The organism is Homoserinibacter gongjuensis (assembly GCF_030161875.1).
Taxonomy (GTDB): Bacteria; Actinomycetota; Actinomycetes; order Actinomycetales; family Microbacteriaceae; genus Homoserinibacter; species Homoserinibacter gongjuensis.
Genome location: NZ_BSVA01000001.1, coordinates 2905290 through 2924251 on the forward strand (window position 1 = coordinate 2905290; position 18962 = coordinate 2924251).

At 70.4% G+C, this 18962-nt stretch carries 14 protein-coding genes and 5 pseudogenes; 9 read left to right on the forward strand and 10 right to left on the reverse strand.

What is annotated here, in order from left to right:
- Positions 1 to 7 precede the first annotated feature (7 nt).
- A complete protein-coding gene (locus QQK29_RS15565; protein WP_284301538.1) occupies positions 8 to 3406 on the reverse strand; it encodes a pyruvate carboxylase in 3399 nt (1132 codons plus the stop codon).
- Positions 3407 to 3483: 77 nt separating this feature from the next.
- On the opposite strand from QQK29_RS15565, the pseudogene QQK29_RS15570 reads away from it, so the two are divergent.
- Positions 3484 to 4297: pseudogene (locus tag QQK29_RS15570) on the forward strand (ParA family protein).
- 120 nt (positions 4298 to 4417) lie between these two features.
- Here the strand turns inward: QQK29_RS15570 and QQK29_RS15575 are convergent.
- The 5 genes and pseudogenes from QQK29_RS15575 to QQK29_RS15590 form a co-directional block, all read right to left on the reverse strand.
- On the reverse strand, positions 4418 to 4978 hold the full coding sequence (locus tag QQK29_RS15575) for a MerR family transcriptional regulator (RefSeq protein WP_284301540.1): 561 nt from the start codon (positions 4976 to 4978) through the stop codon (positions 4418 to 4420).
- Positions 4979 to 5129: 151 nt separating this feature from the next.
- Complete coding sequence (locus tag QQK29_RS18810; RefSeq protein ID WP_431308805.1) at positions 5130 to 5498, reverse strand: hypothetical protein; 369 nt, start codon at positions 5496 to 5498, stop codon at positions 5130 to 5132.
- Between the two features lie 119 nt (positions 5499 to 5617).
- Positions 5618 to 5824 (reverse strand): annotated as a pseudogene (locus QQK29_RS18815) (MerR family transcriptional regulator); the annotation flags it as partial.
- A pseudogene (locus QQK29_RS15585) lies at positions 5824 to 6326 on the reverse strand (FHA domain-containing protein). The pseudogenes QQK29_RS15585 and QQK29_RS18815, both read right to left, overlap by 1 nt.
- Before the next feature lie 11 nt (positions 6327 to 6337).
- Positions 6338 to 6940, reverse strand: coding sequence for a CDP-alcohol phosphatidyltransferase family protein (locus QQK29_RS15590; RefSeq protein WP_284301542.1), 603 nt, complete (start codon positions 6938 to 6940; stop codon positions 6338 to 6340).
- Positions 6941 to 6983: 43 nt separating this feature from the next.
- On the opposite strand from QQK29_RS15590, the gene QQK29_RS15595 reads away from it, so the two are divergent.
- The 5 genes from QQK29_RS15595 to QQK29_RS15615 all read left to right on the forward strand — a co-directional run bounded on the left by QQK29_RS15595 (position 6984) and on the right by QQK29_RS15615 (position 11521).
- Complete coding sequence (locus QQK29_RS15595; RefSeq protein ID WP_284301543.1) at positions 6984 to 7805, forward strand: DUF1295 domain-containing protein; 822 nt, start codon at positions 6984 to 6986, stop codon at positions 7803 to 7805.
- Between the two features lie 347 nt (positions 7806 to 8152).
- Complete coding sequence (locus tag QQK29_RS15600; protein ID WP_284301544.1) at positions 8153 to 9673, forward strand: sugar transferase; 1521 nt, start codon at positions 8153 to 8155, stop codon at positions 9671 to 9673.
- The gene (locus QQK29_RS15605; protein WP_284301545.1) at positions 9673 to 10452 is read left to right on the forward strand and encodes a CDP-alcohol phosphatidyltransferase family protein; all 780 of its coding nucleotides are present in this window, start codon (positions 9673 to 9675) and stop codon (positions 10450 to 10452) included. Before QQK29_RS15600 ends, QQK29_RS15605 begins: the two co-directional genes overlap by 1 nt.
- 2 nt (positions 10453 to 10454) lie before the next feature.
- The gene (locus QQK29_RS15610) at positions 10455 to 10949 is read left to right on the forward strand and encodes a hypothetical protein (RefSeq protein WP_284301546.1); all 495 of its coding nucleotides are present in this window, start codon (positions 10455 to 10457) and stop codon (positions 10947 to 10949) included.
- Complete coding sequence (locus tag QQK29_RS15615; RefSeq protein ID WP_284301547.1) at positions 10877 to 11521, forward strand: glycosyltransferase; 645 nt, start codon at positions 10877 to 10879, stop codon at positions 11519 to 11521. The genes QQK29_RS15610 and QQK29_RS15615 overlap by 73 nt, the downstream gene beginning before the upstream one ends.
- Before the next feature lie 892 nt (positions 11522 to 12413).
- On the opposite strand, the gene QQK29_RS15620 is transcribed toward QQK29_RS15615, so the two are convergent.
- The 4 genes and pseudogenes from QQK29_RS15620 to QQK29_RS15635 all read right to left on the reverse strand — a co-directional run bounded on the left by QQK29_RS15620 (position 12414) and on the right by QQK29_RS15635 (position 14615).
- On the reverse strand, positions 12414 to 13067 hold the full coding sequence (locus QQK29_RS15620) for a Gfo/Idh/MocA family protein (protein WP_284301548.1): 654 nt from the start codon (positions 13065 to 13067) through the stop codon (positions 12414 to 12416).
- A gap of 134 nt (positions 13068 to 13201) precedes the next feature.
- Positions 13202 to 13501, reverse strand: a pseudogene (locus tag QQK29_RS18820) (Gfo/Idh/MocA family protein); the annotation flags it as partial.
- On the reverse strand, positions 13498 to 14073 hold the full coding sequence (locus tag QQK29_RS15630) for a glycosyltransferase family protein (RefSeq protein WP_284301550.1): 576 nt from the start codon (positions 14071 to 14073) through the stop codon (positions 13498 to 13500). The gene QQK29_RS15630 and the pseudogene QQK29_RS18820, both read right to left, overlap by 4 nt.
- Entirely contained in the window at positions 14037 to 14615 is a 579-nt protein-coding gene (locus QQK29_RS15635) for a DUF1972 domain-containing protein (protein WP_284301552.1), read from the reverse strand. Before QQK29_RS15635 ends, QQK29_RS15630 begins: the two co-directional genes overlap by 37 nt.
- A gap of 234 nt (positions 14616 to 14849) precedes the next feature.
- On the opposite strand from QQK29_RS15635, the gene QQK29_RS15640 reads away from it, so the two are divergent.
- The 3 genes and pseudogenes from QQK29_RS15640 to QQK29_RS15645 all read left to right on the forward strand — a co-directional run bounded on the left by QQK29_RS15640 (position 14850) and on the right by QQK29_RS15645 (position 18893).
- Positions 14850 to 15485 carry a hypothetical protein gene (locus QQK29_RS15640; RefSeq protein WP_284301553.1) on the forward strand — a complete coding sequence of 212 codons (636 nt, stop codon included), beginning with the start codon at positions 14850 to 14852 and terminating at the stop codon, positions 15483 to 15485.
- Between the two features lie 212 nt (positions 15486 to 15697).
- Positions 15698 to 16069: pseudogene (locus tag QQK29_RS18200) on the forward strand (PKD domain-containing protein); the annotation flags it as partial.
- Between the two features lie 1645 nt (positions 16070 to 17714).
- Positions 17715 to 18893: a PKD domain-containing protein gene (locus QQK29_RS15645; RefSeq protein WP_284301554.1), complete on the forward strand. Its 1179-nt coding sequence runs from the start codon at positions 17715 to 17717 to the stop codon at positions 18891 to 18893.
- The last annotated feature ends 69 nt before the right edge of the window (positions 18894 to 18962 follow it).

Genomic DNA, 18962 nt, shown 5'->3' on the forward strand with positions numbered 1-18962 from the left:
TGTGACCTTACTCGACCACGACCAGCAGGTCTCCGGCGTCGACCTGCCGTGTGGAGGGGATCGCGAGGCGCTTCACGGTGCCAGCGACGGGGCTCGTGATGGCCGCCTCCATCTTCATCGCCTCGATGGTCGCGACGGGCGTGCCCGCGTCGACGCGATCGCCCTCCTCGACCTTCAGGGTCACGACCCCCGAGAAGGGCGCCGCGACGTGGCCGGGCTTGCTCGGATCCGCCTTCTCGGCGCTCGCGGTCTCGACGGCGATCGAGCGGTCGCGCACGAACACGGGGCGCAGCTGGCCGTTGAGGGTCGTCATGACGGTGCGCATGCCCTTGTCGTCGGCCTCGCCGATGGCCTCGAGTCCGACGAAGAGACTCACGCCCGGGCCGATCTGCACGGTGTGCTCGGCACCCGACTTGAGGCCGTAGAGGTAGTCGACCGTGTCGAGGGTCGACAGGTCGCCGTACTGCTCGCGCACGTCCTGGAACTGCTGGGTCGGGCCTGCGAAGAGCAGGCGGTTGAGCGTGGCGCGTCGCTCCGCGGTGTCGCCGGCCAGCCCGGCCTTCTCCTCCGCGGTGAGCGACTCAAGGCCGACCTTGACCTCGCGGCCCTTCAGGACCTTGCTGCGGAACGGCTCCGGCCATCCGCCCGGCAGGTCGCCGAGCTCGCCCGCCATGAAGCCGATGACCGAGTCGGGGATGTCGTACGTCTCGGGGTTCTGCTCGAAGTCGGCCGGGTCGGCGTTCGTGGCCGCGAGCTGCAGCGCGAGGTCGCCCACGACCTTCGACGACGGCGTGACCTTGGTGGGGCGGCCCAGGATGCGGTTGGCCGCCGCGTACCAGTCCTCCACCTTCTCGAACTGGTCGCCGAGGCCGAGCGCGATCGCCTGCTGGCGCAGGTTGGAGAGCTGACCGCCCGGGATCTCGTGGTGGTACACGCGACCGGTGGGGCCGGGCAGGCCCGACTCGAACGGCTTGTAGGCGCGGCGCACGGCCTCCCAGTAGGGCTCCAGGTCGCTCACGGCCTCGAGCGAGAGGCCGGTGTGACGCTCGGTGTGGGCGGTCGCCGCCACGAGCGCCGAGAGGCTCGGCTGGCTCGTGGTGCCCGCCATGGGCGCGCTCGCCGCATCGACCGCATCCGCGCCGGCACGGCTGGCCGCGAGCAGGGTCGCGAGCTGGCCGCCCGCGGTGTCGTGGGTGTGCACGTGCACGGGAAGGTCGAACCGCTCGCGCAGGGCCGCGACGAGCTTCTCGGCTGCGCCCGCGCGCAGCAGACCCGCCATGTCCTTGATCGCGAGGATGTGGGCGCCCGCATCGACGATCTGCTCGGCGAGCCGCAGGTAGTAGTCGAGCGTGTAGAGGTCTTCCGCCGGGTCGAGCAGGTCGCCCGTGTAGCAGAGCGCGACCTCGGCGACGGTCGTGTCGGTCGCGAGCACGGCGTCGATCGCGGGGCGCATCTGGTCGACGTCGTTGAGGGCGTCGAAGATGCGGAAGATATCGACACCCGTCGCCGCGGCCTCCTGCACGAAGGCCTCGGTGACCTCGGTCGGGTAGGGCGTATAGCCGACGGTGTTGCGGCCACGCAGCAGCATCTGGATGGCGATGTTGGGCAGCGCTTCGCGCATCTTGGCGAGACGCTCCCAGGGGTCTTCGCCGAGGAAGCGCAGCGCGACGTCGTAGGTGGCGCCGCCCCAGGCCTCGACCGAGAACAGCTCGGGCGTGAGTCGCGCGACGTGCGGCATGACGGCCACCAGGTCCTTGGTGCGCACGCGCGTCGCGAGCAGCGACTGGTGGGCGTCGCGGAACGTCGTCTCGGTCACGGCAAGGGTCGTCTGGGCGCGCAGCGCGGACGCGAACCCGACGGGTCCGAGTTCGAGCAGACGCTGGCGCGACCCGGCGGGCGCCGGATGCGTGAGGTCGACCTCGGGCAGCTTGCGGGCCGGGTCGATCGCTCCCCCGCCGTCGCCGTTGGGCTGGTTGACCGTCACGTCGGCGAGCCAGTTGAGGATCTTGGTGCCGCGGTCACGCGACTCGCGGCCGCGCACGAGCCACGGGCGCTCCTCGATGAACGCCGTCGACACGTCTCCCGCGAGGAAGTCGGGGTCGTCGAACACGGCCTGCAGGAACGGGATGTTGGTGGCCACTCCGCGCAGCCGGAACTCGGCGAGGCCGCGGCGCGCACGACGCACGGCGGACGGGAAGTCCCGCCCGCGGCAGATCATCTTCACGAGCATCGAGTCGAAGTACGGCGAGACCTGCGCGCCTGCCGCGACCGTGCCGCCGTCGAGTCGGATCCCGGCGCCGCCCGGCGAGCGATAGGTCGTGATCTTGCCGGTGTCGGGTCGGAAGCCCGCGGCCGGGTCCTCGGTCGTGATGCGGCATTGGATGGCGTAGCCGCGCGGCTGCAGCTCCTCCTGACGCAGGTCGAGGTCGGCGAGCGTCTCCCCCGCCGCGATCCGCATCTGCGACTGCACGAGGTCGACATCCGTCACCTCCTCCGTGACGGTGTGCTCGACCTGGATGCGGGGGTTCATCTCGATGAAGACGTGCTGTCCGGCGCGCTCCCCCGCGGTGTCGAGCAGGAACTCGACGGTGCCCGCGTTGACGTAGCCGATCGACTTGGCGAAGGCCACGGCATCCCGGTGCATCGCCTGTCGGATCGACTCGTCGAGGTGGGGTGCCGGCGCGATCTCGACGACCTTCTGGTGGCGGCGCTGCACGGAGCAGTCGCGCTCGAACAGGTGGATCGTCGACCCCTCGCCGTCGGCGAGGATCTGCACCTCGATGTGGCGCGGGCGCACCACGGCCTGCTCGATGAACATGGTGGGGTCGCCGAAGGCCGAGTCGGCCTCGCGCATGGCGGCCTCGAGCGCCGGGCGCAGCTCGTCCCGCGTGTCGACGCGTCGCATCCCGCGCCCGCCGCCGCCCGCGACGGCCTTCGCGAACACCGGGAACCCGATCTCGTCGGCGCCGCGCAGCAGCTCGTCGATGTCGGTCGTCGCCGGCGTCGACTTCAGCACGGGCACGCCCGCCGAGATCGCGTGCTCCTTCGCGGTGACCTTGTTGCCGGCCATCTCGAGCACATGCTCACCGGGGCCGATGAAGGTGATGCCGTTGGCGGCGGCGGCCGCTGCGAGCTCCGGGTTCTCGGAGAGGAACCCGTAGCCCGGGTAGATCGCGTCGGCGCCCGACTCCTTGGCCACCCGGATGATCTCGGAGACGTCGAGATAGGCCCGCACGGGGTGCCCCTTCTCGCCGATCTGGTACGCCTCGTCCGCCTTCAGGCGGTGCATCGAGTTGCGATCCTCCCAGGGGTACACGGCAACCGTGCGAGCCCCCAACTCATACGCTGCGCGGAACGCGCGGATCGCGATTTCACCTCGGTTGGCGACCAGGATCTTCGAGAACATGCGGTCCTTCCTGCCGGCGAAGCCGGACGAGAGGGGGTTTGGATTCTTTCAGACTAGTGAAGGTAGGGTGGCTTCTCGTGCACGTTCTGAGCGTCAGCTCCCTCAAGGGGGCGTGGGAAAGACCACGGTGACGCTGGGCCTGGCATCCGCCGCATTCGCCCGCGGAGTCTCGACGCTCGTGGTCGACCTCGACCCGCAATCGGATGTCTCGACCGGCATGGACATCAACGTCGCCGGTCACCTGAACATCGCGGATGTGCTCGCCTCGCCCAAGGAGAAGATCGTGCGTGCCGCGATCGCCCCTCGGGGTGGACACGCGGACGCTCCGGCACGATCGACGTGCTCATCGGCTCGCCGTCGGCGATCAACTTCGACGGACCGCATCCGTCGATCCGCGACATCTGGAAGCTCGAGGAGGCGCTCGCGCACGTCGAGAAGGAGTACGACCTCGTGCTCATCGACTGCGCACCCTCGCTCAACGCGCTCACCCGCACGGCGTGGGCGGCATCCGACCGCGTCGTCGTCGTGACGGAGCCCGGGCTGTTCTCGGTCGCCGCGGCCGACCGTGCCTTGCGGGCCATCGAGGAGATCCGTCGCGGCATCTCGCCGCGGCTGCAGCCGCTCGGCATCATCGTCAACCGCGCACGCGTGCAGTCGCTCGAGCACCAGTTCCGCATCAAGGAGCTGCGCGACATGTTCGGACCGCTCGTGCTGGCCCCGCAGCTGCCCGAGCGCACCTCGCTGCAGCAGGCGCAGGGAGCGGCCAAGCCCCTGCACGTGTGGCCGGGTGAGGGCGCGCAGGAGATGGCTCACAACTTCGACGTGCTGCTCGAGCGCGTGCTGCGCACCGGCCGCCTCGGCGAGCCGGGCGACATCCAGCCGAGCGCCTGAGCGGGGTGCGGGGCGCCGCGCGGGTTTCGAGACGCCGCTTCGCGGCTCCTCAACCCGCTGACAGCTCAGATGGTTGAGGAGCGCCCGCTAAGCGGACGCGTCTCGAAACCACCGCCGTAGCTAGCTCGCGGCGCGCTTGGCGCGACGGGCGGCGAGCTCGTCGGAGGGGTCGACGCTCGCCGAGTCGAGTTCGACGAGGCTCGTCTCGACCTCGCGCAGCACCTTGCCGACCGCGATGCCGAAGACGCCCTGGCCGCGGCTCACGAGGTCGATGACCTCGTCGTCGGACGTGCAGAGGTAGACGCTCGCGCCGTCCGACATGAGCGTCGTCTGGGCGAGGTCGTTGACGCCCGCCTCGCGCAGCTGGTTGACGGCCGTGCGGATCTGCTGCAGCGAGATGCCGGTGTCGAGCAGTCGCTTCACGAGCTTGAGCACGAGGATGTCGCGGAAACCGTAGAGGCGTTGCGTACCGGAGCCCGCGGCTCCGCGGATGGTGGGCTCGACGAGCTCGGTGCGGGCCCAGTAGTCGAGCTGGCGGTAGCTGATGCCTGCCGCGCGTGCCGCGACGGTGCCGCGGTAGCCGGCCGTGTCGTCGAGGTCGGGCAGCCCGTCGGTGAACAGGAGGCCGAGGTCGTAGCGCGGCCCGGTCTCGCGGGCGCTCTGCTCGCCGGTGTCGCTCATGTCGACCGTCCTCCCTCGCGAGCTCTAACCCTCAGGTTGAAGTTGAACTTCAAACTCGCCGTCGTGTCCCACGGTACCCACCCGAGGGTGTGCCTTCAATGACATCCGCACGAGCGCTCGGCGTGTCGTGCGGAAAATCTTTCGCGGAGCCTCAGAGCCGACCGAGCGCCGAGCGGATCAGGCTCGACCGCACGACCTCGAGCTGGCCGGCGATCTCGCGGGCGAGCTCCTGCGCCTTGGCTCGACTCGAGGCGTCCTTGCGGCGCGCGATCGGGATGAGGGCGGACTCGATGAGACCGAGCTCACGCTCCGCGGCGGCGCGGAACCCGCGCAGATGACGCGGCTCGATGCCCGAGCGCTGCAGCTCGACGAGCGACTTGAGCACCGCGAGGGCGTCGTCACCGTAGTGGTCGGCCGGCACGATGAGCGAGGCCGACACCGCGTCCTGCAGCAGCATCGCGTTCCCGCCCGCCTCACGGATGAGCTCGTCGCGCGTGAGGCGCCGCTCGCTCGGCAGCATCGAGGGGGCGGTGACCTTGGCACCCCGGGCAGCACCGGCTCGCGCCCCGCATCCAGTTCGGCGAGGTAGCTGTTGATGACCTTGAGCGGCACGAAGTAATCGCGCTGGATGGAGAGGATGAGGCGCAGCCGCTCGACGTCGGCGCCCGAGAACTTGCGATAGCCCGACTCCGTGCGGGCCGGGTTCACGAGACCCTTCTCCTCGAGGAAGCGCAGCTTCGACGGGCTCAGGTCGGGGAACTCCGGATTCAGGCGCGCGAGCACCTGTCCGATGCTGAGGAGTTGGGGCCCGCTCTGCGAGCGGGCCGCCGAGGTGGCCGCCGCCATCAGCGGGTCGGCACGCGGTCGGCGCGTGAAGCGTAGAACGTGAGTCGGAACTTGCCCACCTGCACCTCGGCACCATCGCTCAGCAGGGCCGAGTCGATGCGCACGCCGTCGAAGTAGGTGCCGTTGAGCGAGCCGAGATCGCGCACCTGGAACGCGGTGCCCGTGCGCACGAACTCGGCATGACGACGCGAGACCGTCACGTCGTCGAGGAAGATGTCGGCATCCGGATGCCGTCCCGCGACGGTGACGTCGCCGTCGAGCAGGAAGCGCGCCCCGACGTTCGGCCCACGCCGCACGACGAGCAACGCGGATCCCGAGGAAGCGCCGCGATGGCGTCCTTCTCCTCGGGGCTGACGCCTGCCTCCATGGCCGCGAGCTGCGACCGGAAGTCCTCGGTGAAGTGGGCGGTGGTGTCGTTCGAAACCGGGCCGGGCGCGGCGGGCGTGTTCACCGCATCCGGCTGCCCCGTGCCTGCGGAACGATCAGTGGCGTCGTCGACCATGGCGCCCTCCTTCAGTTCCCCAGAGTATCTGATCCGGCCCCGCGCGCTACCCGGTCTTCACGCACAAGTCGCACGGTCTCGCGCAGATAGATCGCACCCGCCCACCAGTACAAGAAGGTGCCCCACAGCGCGAGCGCCCACCCCGCCGGATCGCTGTAGGCGGCGATGGCCGGGAAGGCCGCGCCGAGCACGAGGGTGGGCAGTGCGAACAGCAACGCGAAGGTGGCCACCTTGCCCAGGTGGTGCACCGGGAGCGGCCCGTAGCCGTGCGTGGCGAGCACCGGTCCCATCGCGAGCAGGCCGACATCGCGCAGCACGATGAGGATCACGAGCCACCACGGCAGGAAGTGCTGCCAGGCGAGTCCGATGAGCGTCGAGAAGATGAAGAGGCGGTCGACGGCCGGATCCAGCACCTGGCCCAGTCGGGTCACCTGGTTGAAGCGCCGCGCGATGAAGCCGTCGACGAAGTCGGTGAGGCTCGAGATCACGATCACCACGAGCGCCCAGCCGTACTGCGCAGAGCCGAGCAACCAGAGGAACAGCGGGATGAGCGCGAGACGCACGGCGCTGAGCACGTTCGGAACCGTCACGACACGTGAGCTGACCGCCTGCATCCGTCCTCCTCCGGGCGAGTCTAGCCATGCGTAGGATGCCGCCATGTCCCCGCTCACGCTCGTCTTCATCGTCGCCGGCGCCGTCTCGGCGGCGTGCTGGATCGCCTCGCTCATCACGCGCGACACCTCGTGGGTCGACCGCATCTGGTCGGTCGTGCCGGTGGCGTACGTCTGGATCTTCGCGGGCGCGACCGACTTCACCGACATCCGCCTGCTCGTCATGGCCGGGCTTGTGACCCTGTGGGGTGCGCGGCTCACCTTCAACTTCGCGCGCAAGGGCGGCTACACGGGCGTCGAAGACTATCGCTGGGCGGTACTGCGCGCCCGGATGAGTCCCGCGGCGTTCCAGGTGTTCAACCTGCTGTTCATCGTGCTGTTCCAGAACGCGCTGCTCGCCCTCATCACCCTGCCCGCGCTCACCGCGCTCGAGAATCCGGTGCCGTACGGACCGTGGGATGCGGTGCTCACGGCGCTCTTCCTCGCCGCCTTGGTCGGTGAGACGGTCGCCGATCAGCAGCAGTGGAACTTCCACCGGTGGAAGGCGGCCGAGACGGCGGCCGGGCGCGAAGCCCGGCCGCGTTTCCTGCAGACGGGGCTGTGGAGGACGTCGCGGCATCCCAACTTCTTCTTCGAGCAGGCGCAGTGGTGGATCTTCTTCCTCATGGGCGCGGTGGCGGCCGGATCCGTGCTCGTGTGGACGGTCGCCGGCGCGGTGCTGCTGACGTGCCTCTTCATCGGCTCGACGGCGTTCACCGAGTCGATCACGCGCGGCAAGTACCCGGAGTACGCCGAGTACCAGGCGCGCGTCTCCCCGATCGTGCCGTGGTGGCCGCGACGCCGGACGGCGGGCGCGCGCGTCGCCTGAGCTCGGATCGAGCAGCCGGGCGGTACCCCCGAGCGGTACCCCCGAACGGGTACCCCCAGAACGGGGGTATCGGATGAGAAATCATTGCGGCTGCACCCTTGCCTGACTAGATTTTCACCATCCTTCGCCGACCCGAGGCGAAGTCACACCGCAGCACCGCCTCCCCCACCGGCTTCCCGAGCCGGCGAACCAACCCCCACATCGCCCATCACGACAGCTCCCTGCGAGCCTGCCTGTTCCTCCCCCTAGCAGGTACCCGTGCACCCCACCACCTCCCGCGTTCCCGCGTTCCCGCCCACCCCTGACGCGCCCGTTCGGTCGCGCCACGCGAACCCCGTGCTCGAGCGATGAGCAGCGCCGCGCATCCTTGGGTCGGGGCAACCGACCCCCGCCTCGCTCTCGCGGTCGCCCCCGCGCGCTCGCACGCTCAGGCCAGCCCCGGCCGCCGCGCGATGCAGCGCTATCGCGCCGCGCTGGCGTTCCTCGACGGCCTCATCGTCGCCGCCTCGGTCTCGTCGGCACTGCTCGCACGCTTCGGCACGGGTACTCCCGAGATCGACGTCGTGGGCGTCGCGACCGACTACTGGTGGATCGGCACCGGCATCGCGGTCGCCTGGTTCCTCGGCCTCGGCGGCTACCGGTCCCGTGACGTGCGCATCATCGGGTCCGGTCCGGTCGAGTACCGCAAGGTCACGGCGGCCACCACGACAGTGTTCGGTGTGACCGCGATCATCCTGCTCCTGCTCAAGGTCGACGTGGCCCGCGGGTTCTTCCTGCTCGCATTCCCGCTCGGCCTGCTCGGCCTTCTGCTCGGGCGCTGGCTCGCGCGCCGCGTGCTCCGCCAGCTGCGTCGTGCCGGGATCGGCACGAACGCCACCGTCATCGTCGGCCGGCGCGGGGAGGTGCAGCGCGTCCTCGCGACGATCGCCCGCGATCCCGCCTCGGCGTATCGCCCGATCGGCGTCGTGCTGAGTCGCTCCGGAAGCTCGCACGAGGTGCCGATCCCCGGGCAGGGCAGGATCCCCGTGCTCGGCTCACTCGAGGGGATCGGCGAGACGATCCGGCGGCACCGCGTCGACACGGTCATCATCGCGGGGCAGCCTCGCGGAGGCGGCGACTTCATCCGCACCGTGGGGTGGGAGCTCGAGCGCACCGACGCCGAGCTCATGATCGCCTCGCGCCTGACCGACGTCGCGGGCCCGCGCATCCACTTCCGCCCCGCAGAGGGCATGCCCCTCATGCACGTCGAACTGCCCAACTACGAGGGCGGCAAGCATGTCGTGAAGCGGGTGTTCGATTTCGTCGTGGCAGCCGGAGCGCTCGTCGCTCTCGCGCCTGTCTTCGCGGCGATCGCGATCGTCATCAAACGCGACGACGGCGGGCCCGTGTTCTTCCGTCAGGAGCGCGTGGGCCGCAACGGCCGAACCTTCCTGATGTACAAGTTCCGTTCGATGACGCTCGACGCCGAGGCGCGCCTGGCCGAACTCGAGGCCCTCAACGAGGGGAACGGGGTGCTCTTCAAGCTGCGGGATGACCCGCGCGTCACGCGACCCGGCCGCATCCTGCGCCGGTACTCGCTCGACGAACTCCCGCAGCTGTGGAACATCCTCATGGGGCACATGAGCCTCGTCGGGCCGCGGCCTCCGCTGCTGAGCGAGGTCGAGCGCTACGAGGATCACGTGCTGCGCCGGCTGTACATCAAGCCCGGCCTCACCGGCATGTGGCAGATCAACGGCCGGTCCGACCTGAGTTGGCAGGACAGCGTGCGCCTCGACCTCTATTACGTCGAGAACTGGTCGCTCACGGGCGATCTGCTCATCCTGTGGCGCACCCTGCGCATCGTGCTGCGTCCGTCGGGAGCCTACTGATGGCCGCCGCGGGCGTGCTCGAGAACGCGCGTCGTCCCGGGTTCCGCGAGACGCTCGGCCGGATGTCGGCGGCGCAGAAGCCCGGGCGCGGCGCACCACCGTACTCGCGATGGATCAACCGCCGGATGGGGCGCGTCATCGCCGCCGCCGCATTCACGGTGGGGGCGACCCCGAATGCCGTGACCGGGGTGAGCGCGCTGTTCACGGCATCCGCGATCGCGATCATCGCCCTCGTCTCGCCGGTGTGGTGGCTCGGCCTGCTCGTGGCGGCGCTGCTCGTGCTCGGCTACGCCTTCGACGCGGCCGACGGGCAGCTGGCGCGCGTGCGCGGCGGTGGCAGCCGCGCGGGTGAATGGCTCGACCACATGGTGGATGTCACCAAGACCTGCCTGCTGCACATCGCGGTGCTGGTCTCGCTCGCTCGCTTCGGCGGGGCGCCTGGCGAGGCGTTCCTGCTCGTGCCGCTCGGCTACCTCACCGTGTCGGTCGTGCTGTTCTTCGGGATGATGCTCGTCGACCAGCTGCGGCGCTCGGTCGCCGAGTCGGTTGCGGCGCAGCCGCGCTCCGGGTCGGGCCTGCTGCAGACCCTCGTGGCGCTGCCCACCGACTACGGCATCGTGTGCCTCGCCTTCGTGCTGTTCGGCTGGCGCGATGCGTTCCTGGTGGCGTACACCCTGCTGTTCGCGGCGCACACCCTCGTGCTGCTCGCGGTGCTCGCCAAGTGGTGGCGAGAACTGCGCGCACTCGACGCGCGGAGTGCCGCAGCGCGGAAGGCGTGACGGTGGCCGAGCTGCGCGTGCTGCTCGACAGCTACTGGTGGTTCGACGGTCCGACCTCGTGCCGCAACGTCGTGCGCAGCATCGTGCGCACCTGGGCGGAGGACTACCCCGACGATCGGCTCACGCTCACCGCGCGCCCACGTGACGTCGCACGCCTCGAGTCGGTGCTCGACGGCCTCGGCATCCGCGCCGAGGTGCGCGCCGTGCCCCGTTGGGCCCGCATCCACGCCCTCGCCGCGGTGTCGCTCAGTCGCGAGGCGCGAGGGCACGACCTGCTGCTCGCGCAGAACTTCTCGGCCCGCGGGCGGGCGCCCTCTCGTGCACCTTCGTGCACGACGCGATGTTCGTCGAACACCCCGAGTGGTTCCTGCCGATCGAACGGGCCTACCTCGCCGGCATCCGGCCGCTGCTGCGACGCGCGGACGTGGTGTTCACGAGCTCCGCCACCGAGGCGCGACGCATCCAGCGATGCTGGCCCGAGACGGCGGGGCGCGTGAAGGCCGTCGGGCTGCACACCCCGCGAGATCTGCTCGAGGCGGGCGAGCGACGACCCGTGGGCGTCGACGACACTCCCTTCCTGCTCGTCGTGGGCCGGTTGAATGTGCGCAAGAACCTCGCGCGGCTCGTGGAGGCGTTTCTCGCCTCGCCGCAGTCGGCGAGCACACGTCTGCTCGTGGTCGGACAGCCCGACGGGCTCGGCGAGCTCGTGCCCGCCGACGATGCGCGCGTGGCGGTGCTCTCGCACATCGACGACGCCGAGCTCGCGTGGCTGTATCGCCACGCGCGCGCGTTCGTCTTTCCCTCTCTCGACGAGGGCTTCGGGCTTCCGCTCGTCGAGGCGCGCACCATGGGCGCGCACATCATCGCGAGCGACATCCCGGTGTTCCGCGAGCTCGGCCTCGCCGACGGCTACTTCGACCCGCGATCCGTCTCCGACATCCGGCGCGCGCTCGACGAGCTGCCCGTCGTCGCGCCGGCGCACGCTCCCGTCACGACGTCGTGGAGCGACACGGTCGCCGGCATCCGCACTGCCGCACTCGAGCGCCTCGCGGCCCCTGCGCGACGCTGAACGACCCGCCCTGCGCCTCGCTGCTCAGGTGCGGGCGGGGAACAGCTCCTCCACGAGCGCACGCGTCGCCTGGATGTTGGCACGGCTCGAGGCGCCGAACACCATCGACTCGATACCGGGCTGTCGGGCGATCCACTCGATCGCCTCGCGAGGAGGATGGCACCCGAGGCGAACACCGACATCGCGACCGCCCGGAACGGCCGTTCGTCGAGCGCCTGCCGGTAGGCCTGGATGCCGCCCGACATCCGAAAGCCGATCTTGTTGATGTTCGCGCAGACGAGCGGGTTCTCGATCCCGGAGGCGGCGAGCACGGGCAGCAGCATCGGCAGATTCATCGTGATGAAGCCCGGCTCCGCCCCGTAGCGCTGGCGCACGTGGTCGGCGAAGATGCGGAATGCGTCAGTGAACCCGAGGCCGAGCAGCAGGTCGACCACGACGTTCTGGAGCCACACGACGGGCGTGCGGAGCCCGCGGAACATTGCCATCTCGGCGTCGACGAGCAACGTGATGATGCCCTCGACGTCTTTCGTAGCCAGCGACTTGCCGCCGCGCATCACGGCGTTCAGCAGGCCCTCCTCGGGCATGAAGCGACGGAGGGCACCGACCATGCCGCTCTCGGTCACCGCATCCGCGTACTTGTGCGCGTAGGGCATGCAGGGGAAGAAGGTGAAATCCGGATAACGATCGGGCGCCGCGCGCACGTGGTCGGCGATCTCGGCGACGCGGTCGTGGGTCGTGCACATGAAGGTCGTGATGCCCTCGTCGTAGGCCGCATCGAGCACCTCGATGACCGCACCCAGGTGCTGGAAGCGCATCGCCTGGGCGCGCGCCTTCTCCTCCGACATGTGATTGACGCCGAAGAACTGGTTGTCTCCGAACAGCAGACGGTCCATCAGCCCCTCCTCCCCCGCCGGGCGCGGCGCGCATCGGGTGCAGCGACGACCGCCTCATCTGTCGTGACCGGGCCGCGGGCGGCGTCGATCGTCAAGAGCTCGAGCACACGGTCGGTGACCGCCGCGCTCGCGAAGGAGTTGAGGCCCTCGACGTCGTGGCCCCCGACGCGCCGCACGAAGTGATCCAGTTGCGCGCTGTACTCCTCGCCGCGCAGATAGAACCAGACAGGGTCCGTCAACTCGGTCGTGTACTTGACGTTCCAGCCTGCCTGGTAGCCCTCGATCGCGGGCGCGGTGTCGCGCAGATAGACGCGGATCTCCTGACGGTCGGCCTCGATCCGACCGGCCGTGCCGGTCGCCGTGACGCGGGTCGTCATCTTGCGGAACGACTCATCCGACCAGTTCACCGACAGCTGCGCGTGCATTCCGGATGGGTAATACAAGGTCGCGAAGACCTCGTCCTCGGTGTCCTCGGAGAACACCGAGCCGAGGATCGTGCCGCCCACCGCGCTCGGCGCGCCGGCGTACCACGAGAGCAGATCGAGCGGATGCGCGGCATAGTCGTACAGGCACCCGCCGCCTTCGGTGCGTCTGCTGCGCCACGTCGAGCCCTTCGCCCGCAGCACGACCGGCCCGTATGCCTCTGCCTGCATGTGTGTGACGCGGCCGATGGCCCCCGGTCGAGAAGCCGCTTGACCTCGCGGAAGGCCGCGACGAATCGGTTGTGATAGCCCACCTGGGTGACGACGCCCGCCGCGTCGGCGAGGGCGGCAAGCTCTGCCGACTCGGCGGCCGAGAGGGTCAGCGGCTTCTCGCAGAAGACGCTCACCCCGCGCGCGAGGCTGCTGCGCACGAGGGGCGCGTGGAAGCGCGTGGGGGTCGCGATGATGACGGCGTCGACCTCGACCGCATCCAGTGCGGCGTCGAGATCGGGGAAGGTGCGCATCCCGGTGTACTTGCCCAGCACGTCGAGGATGTAGCCGGTCGCGTCGACGATGGCCTCCACCGACACCTGCGGGTGCGCGCGGATCATCGAGAGGTGCGAGAGGCCCATCTTGCCGAGCCCGACCACGGCGACACGGATCATGTGTGTGCTCCCATCTGCGCTGCCCGCGCCATGACATCCAGGAGCAGCTGCTCGTACTGTCCCGCGACGTGCTCCCACGTGAACTCCTCCTCGTGGCGTGCACGAGCCGCGGCGGCGAGCCGCGCGCGAAGCGTCGCGTCGGCGAGGAGGGCGTCGATCGCCGTGGTGGCCTCGGGGATGTCCCGGAAGTACAGGCCCGCCTGACCCGCGACCCAGCGGTTGTAGGGGTTGTCGTGGGCGACGACGGGGTTGCCTGCGGCGAGAGCCTCGACGAGCGAGGGATTCGTGCCACCCACGGTGTGCCCGTGCAGGTAGCCGATGCCGTGGAAGCGCAGCGCTGCGAGCTCGACCGGGTCGTAGATCGAGCCGAGGAACACCACCTCGTCGCTCGCCGCGTCCACGACGGCGCGATGGTAGTCGTCCTGGTCGGGCAGATAGTCGCCCACCATCGCGAGCCGCACGCCCCGCGGCCGCGCGGAGAACGCCGTCACGAGCTCCAGGATCGAGTTCTCGGGAATCGGACGGCACACGAGCGTCACATAGCCGCCCGCGTCGAGCCCGCGGGAACGCACAGGCTCGAGGGCGCCGCCGCCACCCGGTGGGCGCCGTAGGTGATCGTGGTGATCTTCTCGCGGCGCGCCTTGCGCGAGAGGTAGCGCTCGATCTCGGGGTGGTCGGCGATGAGCGCATCCCCGACCCAGCACGCGATGCGCTCGTTGGCGTAGAGGATCGCCTGACGCAGCGGGCCCCATCGCGCACGTGACCACTCGATCCCGTCCATGTTGATGACGTTCGGGATGCCACGACGGCGCTGCGCGAGATTGAAGATCGCCGTGTTGTAGCCGAAGGTCAGACAGGGTTCGCCCGTGGCGACCGCGTGACGGATGGAACGGCGGTCGAACTCCGCGGTGCCGAGCCAGCCCTCGCGGGCCACGGGAATGCGCACCCGCTCGATCCCGCGCCAGACGTCGGTCGTGATCGGCCCCTCGCCCTGCTCCTGGCAGTAGACGATGACGCGCCAACCATGCTCCACGAGGTGCAGGGCGACGTTCTCGGCGGCGGTCTCGAATCCGCCATAGCCCGCGGGCACGCCATGGGTGCCGAGGATGCGCACGGTGGGAGGCGATCCGGCTGCAGGGAGGACGACGTCGGGAGCCATCGGTACCGGTTTTCGGGGACGAGCGGACGCCGGGACGTCCGATCGCGGGGGCGGGAGGGGATGCCAGCTTACTGACGAGCGCCGCTCGCATCCAGAAGTTTTTTCACGGAGCACTCACGACGACGACGGGTTCTGTGCGGAGCGGTGCCCGAGTAGTGTGAGCGCACCCGAACCCCCGCAAGGAGCGACATGACCTCCGATCCGCCCCGCCCGTCGGCGGCAACGTCCCGTCGAAACCTCATCCTCGCGGGCGCCTCCACGGCCCTCGTGATCATCGCCGCGGTCGCGCTCGCGCTCACCCTTCCCGCCGGATCGCCGGGCGCGAGTTCCCCCACGACTCCGTCGGCGACGACACCGGCCTCCGACGCGCCGACCCCGGTGCCGAGCGAGTCGCCGACGCCCGTCACGCAGCCGCCCGCCGGCGACCCCGTGCCGATCGATACGCCGGCCGAGGTCGTCACGGGGCTCACCGCGAGCATCAGCGGGATCGAGGCGGTCGACGGGGTGGCGAAGGGCCCCGGCGAGGTCTCCGGTCCGTCGATCCGCTTCACGGTCACGATCGCGAACGCGACGGGCGCCCCCGTCGACCTCACCGGCACCGTCGTCACCGTCGACTACGGTGCCGACCGCACCCCGCGGGGCAGCTCTACGAGCCGGGCGCCGTCCCCCTGGCCACCTCTGTGGCGACGGGGGCACAGCATCCGGGGTCTTCGTGTTCGCGATTCCGCGCGAGTCGCGGGGCCTCGTGCACATCACCGTCGACTACGCGGTCGATGTGGCGCCGCTCGTGTTCGCGGGCGCCACTCCGTGACGGGTGCTCGGTAGCGGGCTCTCTGACGCGGGGGCTATCGCGAGGGGGCGGTGGCGCCGTACGATTCCGGCAGGCCGTGCCGCCTCCTCCCCCTGTCCCGTCCGCGCGCCTCTCACCGAGAGCGATGTGGCATGCGCAACGACGGCCGGAACCCCTCTGCACCCGCTGCGCCGCGCGCGCGCGCGCGATCGCCGCCGGCATCGCGATCGTTCTCGCCGCGGCGGTCATGGTGGCCACCGAACAGAGCCCGGCGCACGCCGACTCGGCACCCCCGAGCTCCGCGATCCCGGCGACCGTGTCAAGCGATCCGCTGCCGACGCCCCAGATCGACGGCGTGGTCTGGGATCAGGAGATCGTGGGCGACACCGTGTTCGTCGGCGGCAGCTTCTCCACCGCACGTCCTGCGGGTGCCGCTCCCGGCGCCTCGACCGTTCCGCGCACGTTCCTGCTGTCCTACCGCCTGAGCACGGGGGTGCTGACGAACTGGGCACCCGTGCTCAACGGCCAGGTGAACGCGATCGACGCCTCGCCGGATGGGTCGCGCATCTACGTGGGAGGCGCGTTCACCCAGGTGAACGGCTCCACGCGCAACCGGATCGTCGCGTTCGACGCAGCGACGGGAGCCGTCATCCCGACCTTCGCGGCCTCGGCGAACGGCGAGGTCTTCGCGGTCGACTCGACGGCGAGCACGGTGTACTTCGCGGGCAACTTCAGCCAGTCGGCCGGCGTCTCCCGGCCGGGGCGTGCGGCCGCCGCGAGTGCGGCGACGGGTGCCACCACCGCGTGGGCTCCCGTGATCGCGCAGGGTCGAGCGTACGGGCTCGTGGTGTCGCCCGACGGCAGCAAGGTCGTGATCGGGGGCAGCTTCACGACCCTCAACGGATCGGGCAATCCCGGATACGGTCTGGGCGCGGTCACCTCCACGACGGGCACCTCGCTCCCCTTCGCCGCGAACTCCACGGTGCGCAACGCGGGCACCGACTCGGCGATCTTCAGCCTGTCCGCCGACGGCGACAGCATCTACGGAACGGGGTACATCTTCGGCACCGGAGGCAACCTCGAGGGGACGTTCCGGGCGAGCTGGGACGGGTCACTCGTCTGGGCGGAGGACTGCCACGGCGACACCTACTCGGCCGCCGCCGCGAACGGCGTCGTCTACACCGCGGGGCACGCCCACTACTGCGGCAACCTCGGCGGGTTCCCCGAGCGCTCACCCCGGCTGCACCAGCACGCCGTCGCCTTCACCAAGGTGGCCACCGGCGTCGCGACGCGCGACGTCAACGGCTACCCGTCGTGGACCGGGGTCGCGAGCCCGAGCGTGCTCACCTGGTTCCCCGAGTTCTCCATGGGCAGCTACACCGGCATGTACCAGGGCCCGTGGAGCGTGCAAACCGACGGCCGCTACGTCGTGTACGGGGGCGAGTTCCCCCGCGTGAACGGCGCGGGGCAGCAGGGGCTCGTGCGCTTCGCCATCCCCACGATCGCCCCGAACCGGGACGGTCCCCGGCTGTCGGGATCGAGCTGGCCGATCAGTGCGGTCTCCCGCGGATCCGGAGAGGTCGCGATCACCTGGCCGGCCAACTACGACCGCGACAACGGCGCGTTGCGCTACCTCGTGATCCGCGGCGGCGATGTGCAGAACCCCATCGCACAACGCACCTCGGTGTCGAACGGCTGGGACCGTGGAGGCCTCGGCTTCGTGGATCGCGGCCTCACCCCGGGCTCGACGCAGAGCTACCGCATCCGCGCCGTCGACCCGTTCGGCAACGTCGCCGACTCGGCCACCGTGCAGGTGACGGTGTCGGGATCGGGCAGCCTCGGCGAGTACGCCCGCACCATCATCGGCAGCAACCCGACGTGGTACTACCGCCTGGGCGAGTCGAGCGGCAACGCGATCAACGTCGCGGGCCCCGTGGCGAACGTCAATCGCAGCGGCGCGACCGCGGTCGTGAACGCGAGCGTGGGCTCGGGCGCCACCCGCGGTCGCCCCGGCGCCATCGCGGGCGATGCCGATCGCGCGATGGCCTTCGGCGGGTCGTCGTCGTCGCGCATCGTCAGTTCGGCGTCGACCTGGGGGATGACTCGCTCACGGTCGAGGCGTGGTTCCGCAGCAGCTCCTCGAGCGGCAAGATCGTGGGCTTCGGAGACAGTGGTTCGGCCTCGACCTCCGGAACCGTCGATCGCCATCTCTTCCTCGACGGCGGGCGCGTCGCGTGGGGGTCAACGACGGATCGAATCGCATCGTGCGCAGCGGAACGGGGTACGCCAACGGGGCCTGGCACCACGCGGTCGGCACGGTCGGGCCCGACGGGCAGAAGCTCTACGTCGACGGCGCGCTCGTCGCGCAGGACCCGGCCGTCGTGAAGGGCTGGCGCTACTGGGGCTACGTGCACATCGGCGGTGACCGTGCCTGGGCGGGGTCGACTGACTTCACGGGCGACATCGACGAGGTCGCGATCTACTCCGATGTGCTCGCCGCCGACGCCGTGCTGCAGCACTACCGGATCGGCACCGGCGCCGGGGCGTCGAATCTGCCGCCCACGGCCTCGCTCACCACGAGCACCACGGGACTCACCGTGGCGGTCGACGCGCGCGCATCCACCGACTCGGATGGCACGATCGCCTCCTACGCCTGGAACTTCGGTGACGGCGCCACGGCGAGCGGCGCGACCGCGAGTCACAGCTACGCGACGGCCGGCACCTACACGGTGACGCTCCGGGTGACCGACGACGACGGGGCCACAGCCACGACGACACGACAGGTGACGGTCGCCGCGACTCCTCCGCCTCCCCCACCGCCCGGCAGCATCGCCGAGGACGACTTCACGCGCACCGTCGCATCCGGATGGGGGTCCGCGTCGGTGGGCGGGTCGTGGTCGGCCAGCGGCGCGAACTACGCCGTCACAGGGGACGTCGCCACGGCGCTGCACACTCCGGGAGCCACCCGGCGGGCCGTGCTGTCGAACGTCGCCACCACGACGGTCGACGTGCAGCTCGTCGTCGCCGTCGACAAGGCCCCGACGGGCGGTGCGTGCGTGGTCGGCGTCGTCGGACGCCAGGTGGGTTCCGCGTTCTACCAGGCGCGGTTGCGCATCACCCCGGACGGCGTCACCCGCCTCGAGCTCGTGAACGGGAGCACGACGGTGCTCGCCTGGCAGAACCTGACAAACGGGCCGTACACGGCGGGGCGCCAGTACACCATCCGCATGGTCGCGACCGGCACGCAACCCACGACGCTCCGCGCGAAGGCGTGGCCCACCGGCACCACCGAGCCCGCCGCGTGGCAGCTCACGACCACGGATGCCACGGCCGGGCTTCAGACGGCAGGATCGGTCGGCGTCGAGAGCTACCTGTCGGGTTCGGCGAGTAACGCCCCCGTGGCGGTGCGCTTCGACGCATTCCGGGCGGTCACGGCGCAGTAACGGGACCGGTCGACGCGTACCCCCATTTGGGGGGTACGCGGAGGAATCGTCGGATGGGTAGGGTGAGCC

Excerpts from the sequence above, each read along its gene's own strand:
- QQK29_RS15565 (WP_284301538.1), bottom strand. The coding sequence starts at position 3,406 with ATGTTCTCGAAGATCCTGGTCGCCAACCGAGGTGAAATCGCGATCCGC.
- QQK29_RS15575 (WP_284301540.1), bottom strand. The coding sequence starts at position 4,978 with ATGAGCGACACCGGCGAGCAGAGCGCCCGCGAGACCGGGCCGCGCTAC.
- QQK29_RS18810 (WP_431308805.1), bottom strand. The coding sequence starts at position 5,498 with ATGCTGCCGAGCGAGCGGCGCCTCACGCGCGACGAGCTCATCCGTGAG.
- QQK29_RS15590 (WP_284301542.1), bottom strand. The coding sequence starts at position 6,940 with ATGCAGGCGGTCAGCTCACGTGTCGTGACGGTTCCGAACGTGCTCAGC.
- QQK29_RS15595 (WP_284301543.1), top strand. The coding sequence starts at position 6,984 with ATGTCCCCGCTCACGCTCGTCTTCATCGTCGCCGGCGCCGTCTCGGCG.
- QQK29_RS15600 (WP_284301544.1), top strand. The coding sequence starts at position 8,153 with ATGAGCAGCGCCGCGCATCCTTGGGTCGGGGCAACCGACCCCCGCCTC.
- QQK29_RS15605 (WP_284301545.1), top strand. The coding sequence starts at position 9,673 with ATGGCCGCCGCGGGCGTGCTCGAGAACGCGCGTCGTCCCGGGTTCCGC.
- QQK29_RS15620 (WP_284301548.1), bottom strand. The coding sequence starts at position 13,067 with ATGCAGGCAGAGGCATACGGGCCGGTCGTGCTGCGGGCGAAGGGCTCG.
- QQK29_RS15640 (WP_284301553.1), top strand. The coding sequence starts at position 14,850 with ATGACCTCCGATCCGCCCCGCCCGTCGGCGGCAACGTCCCGTCGAAAC.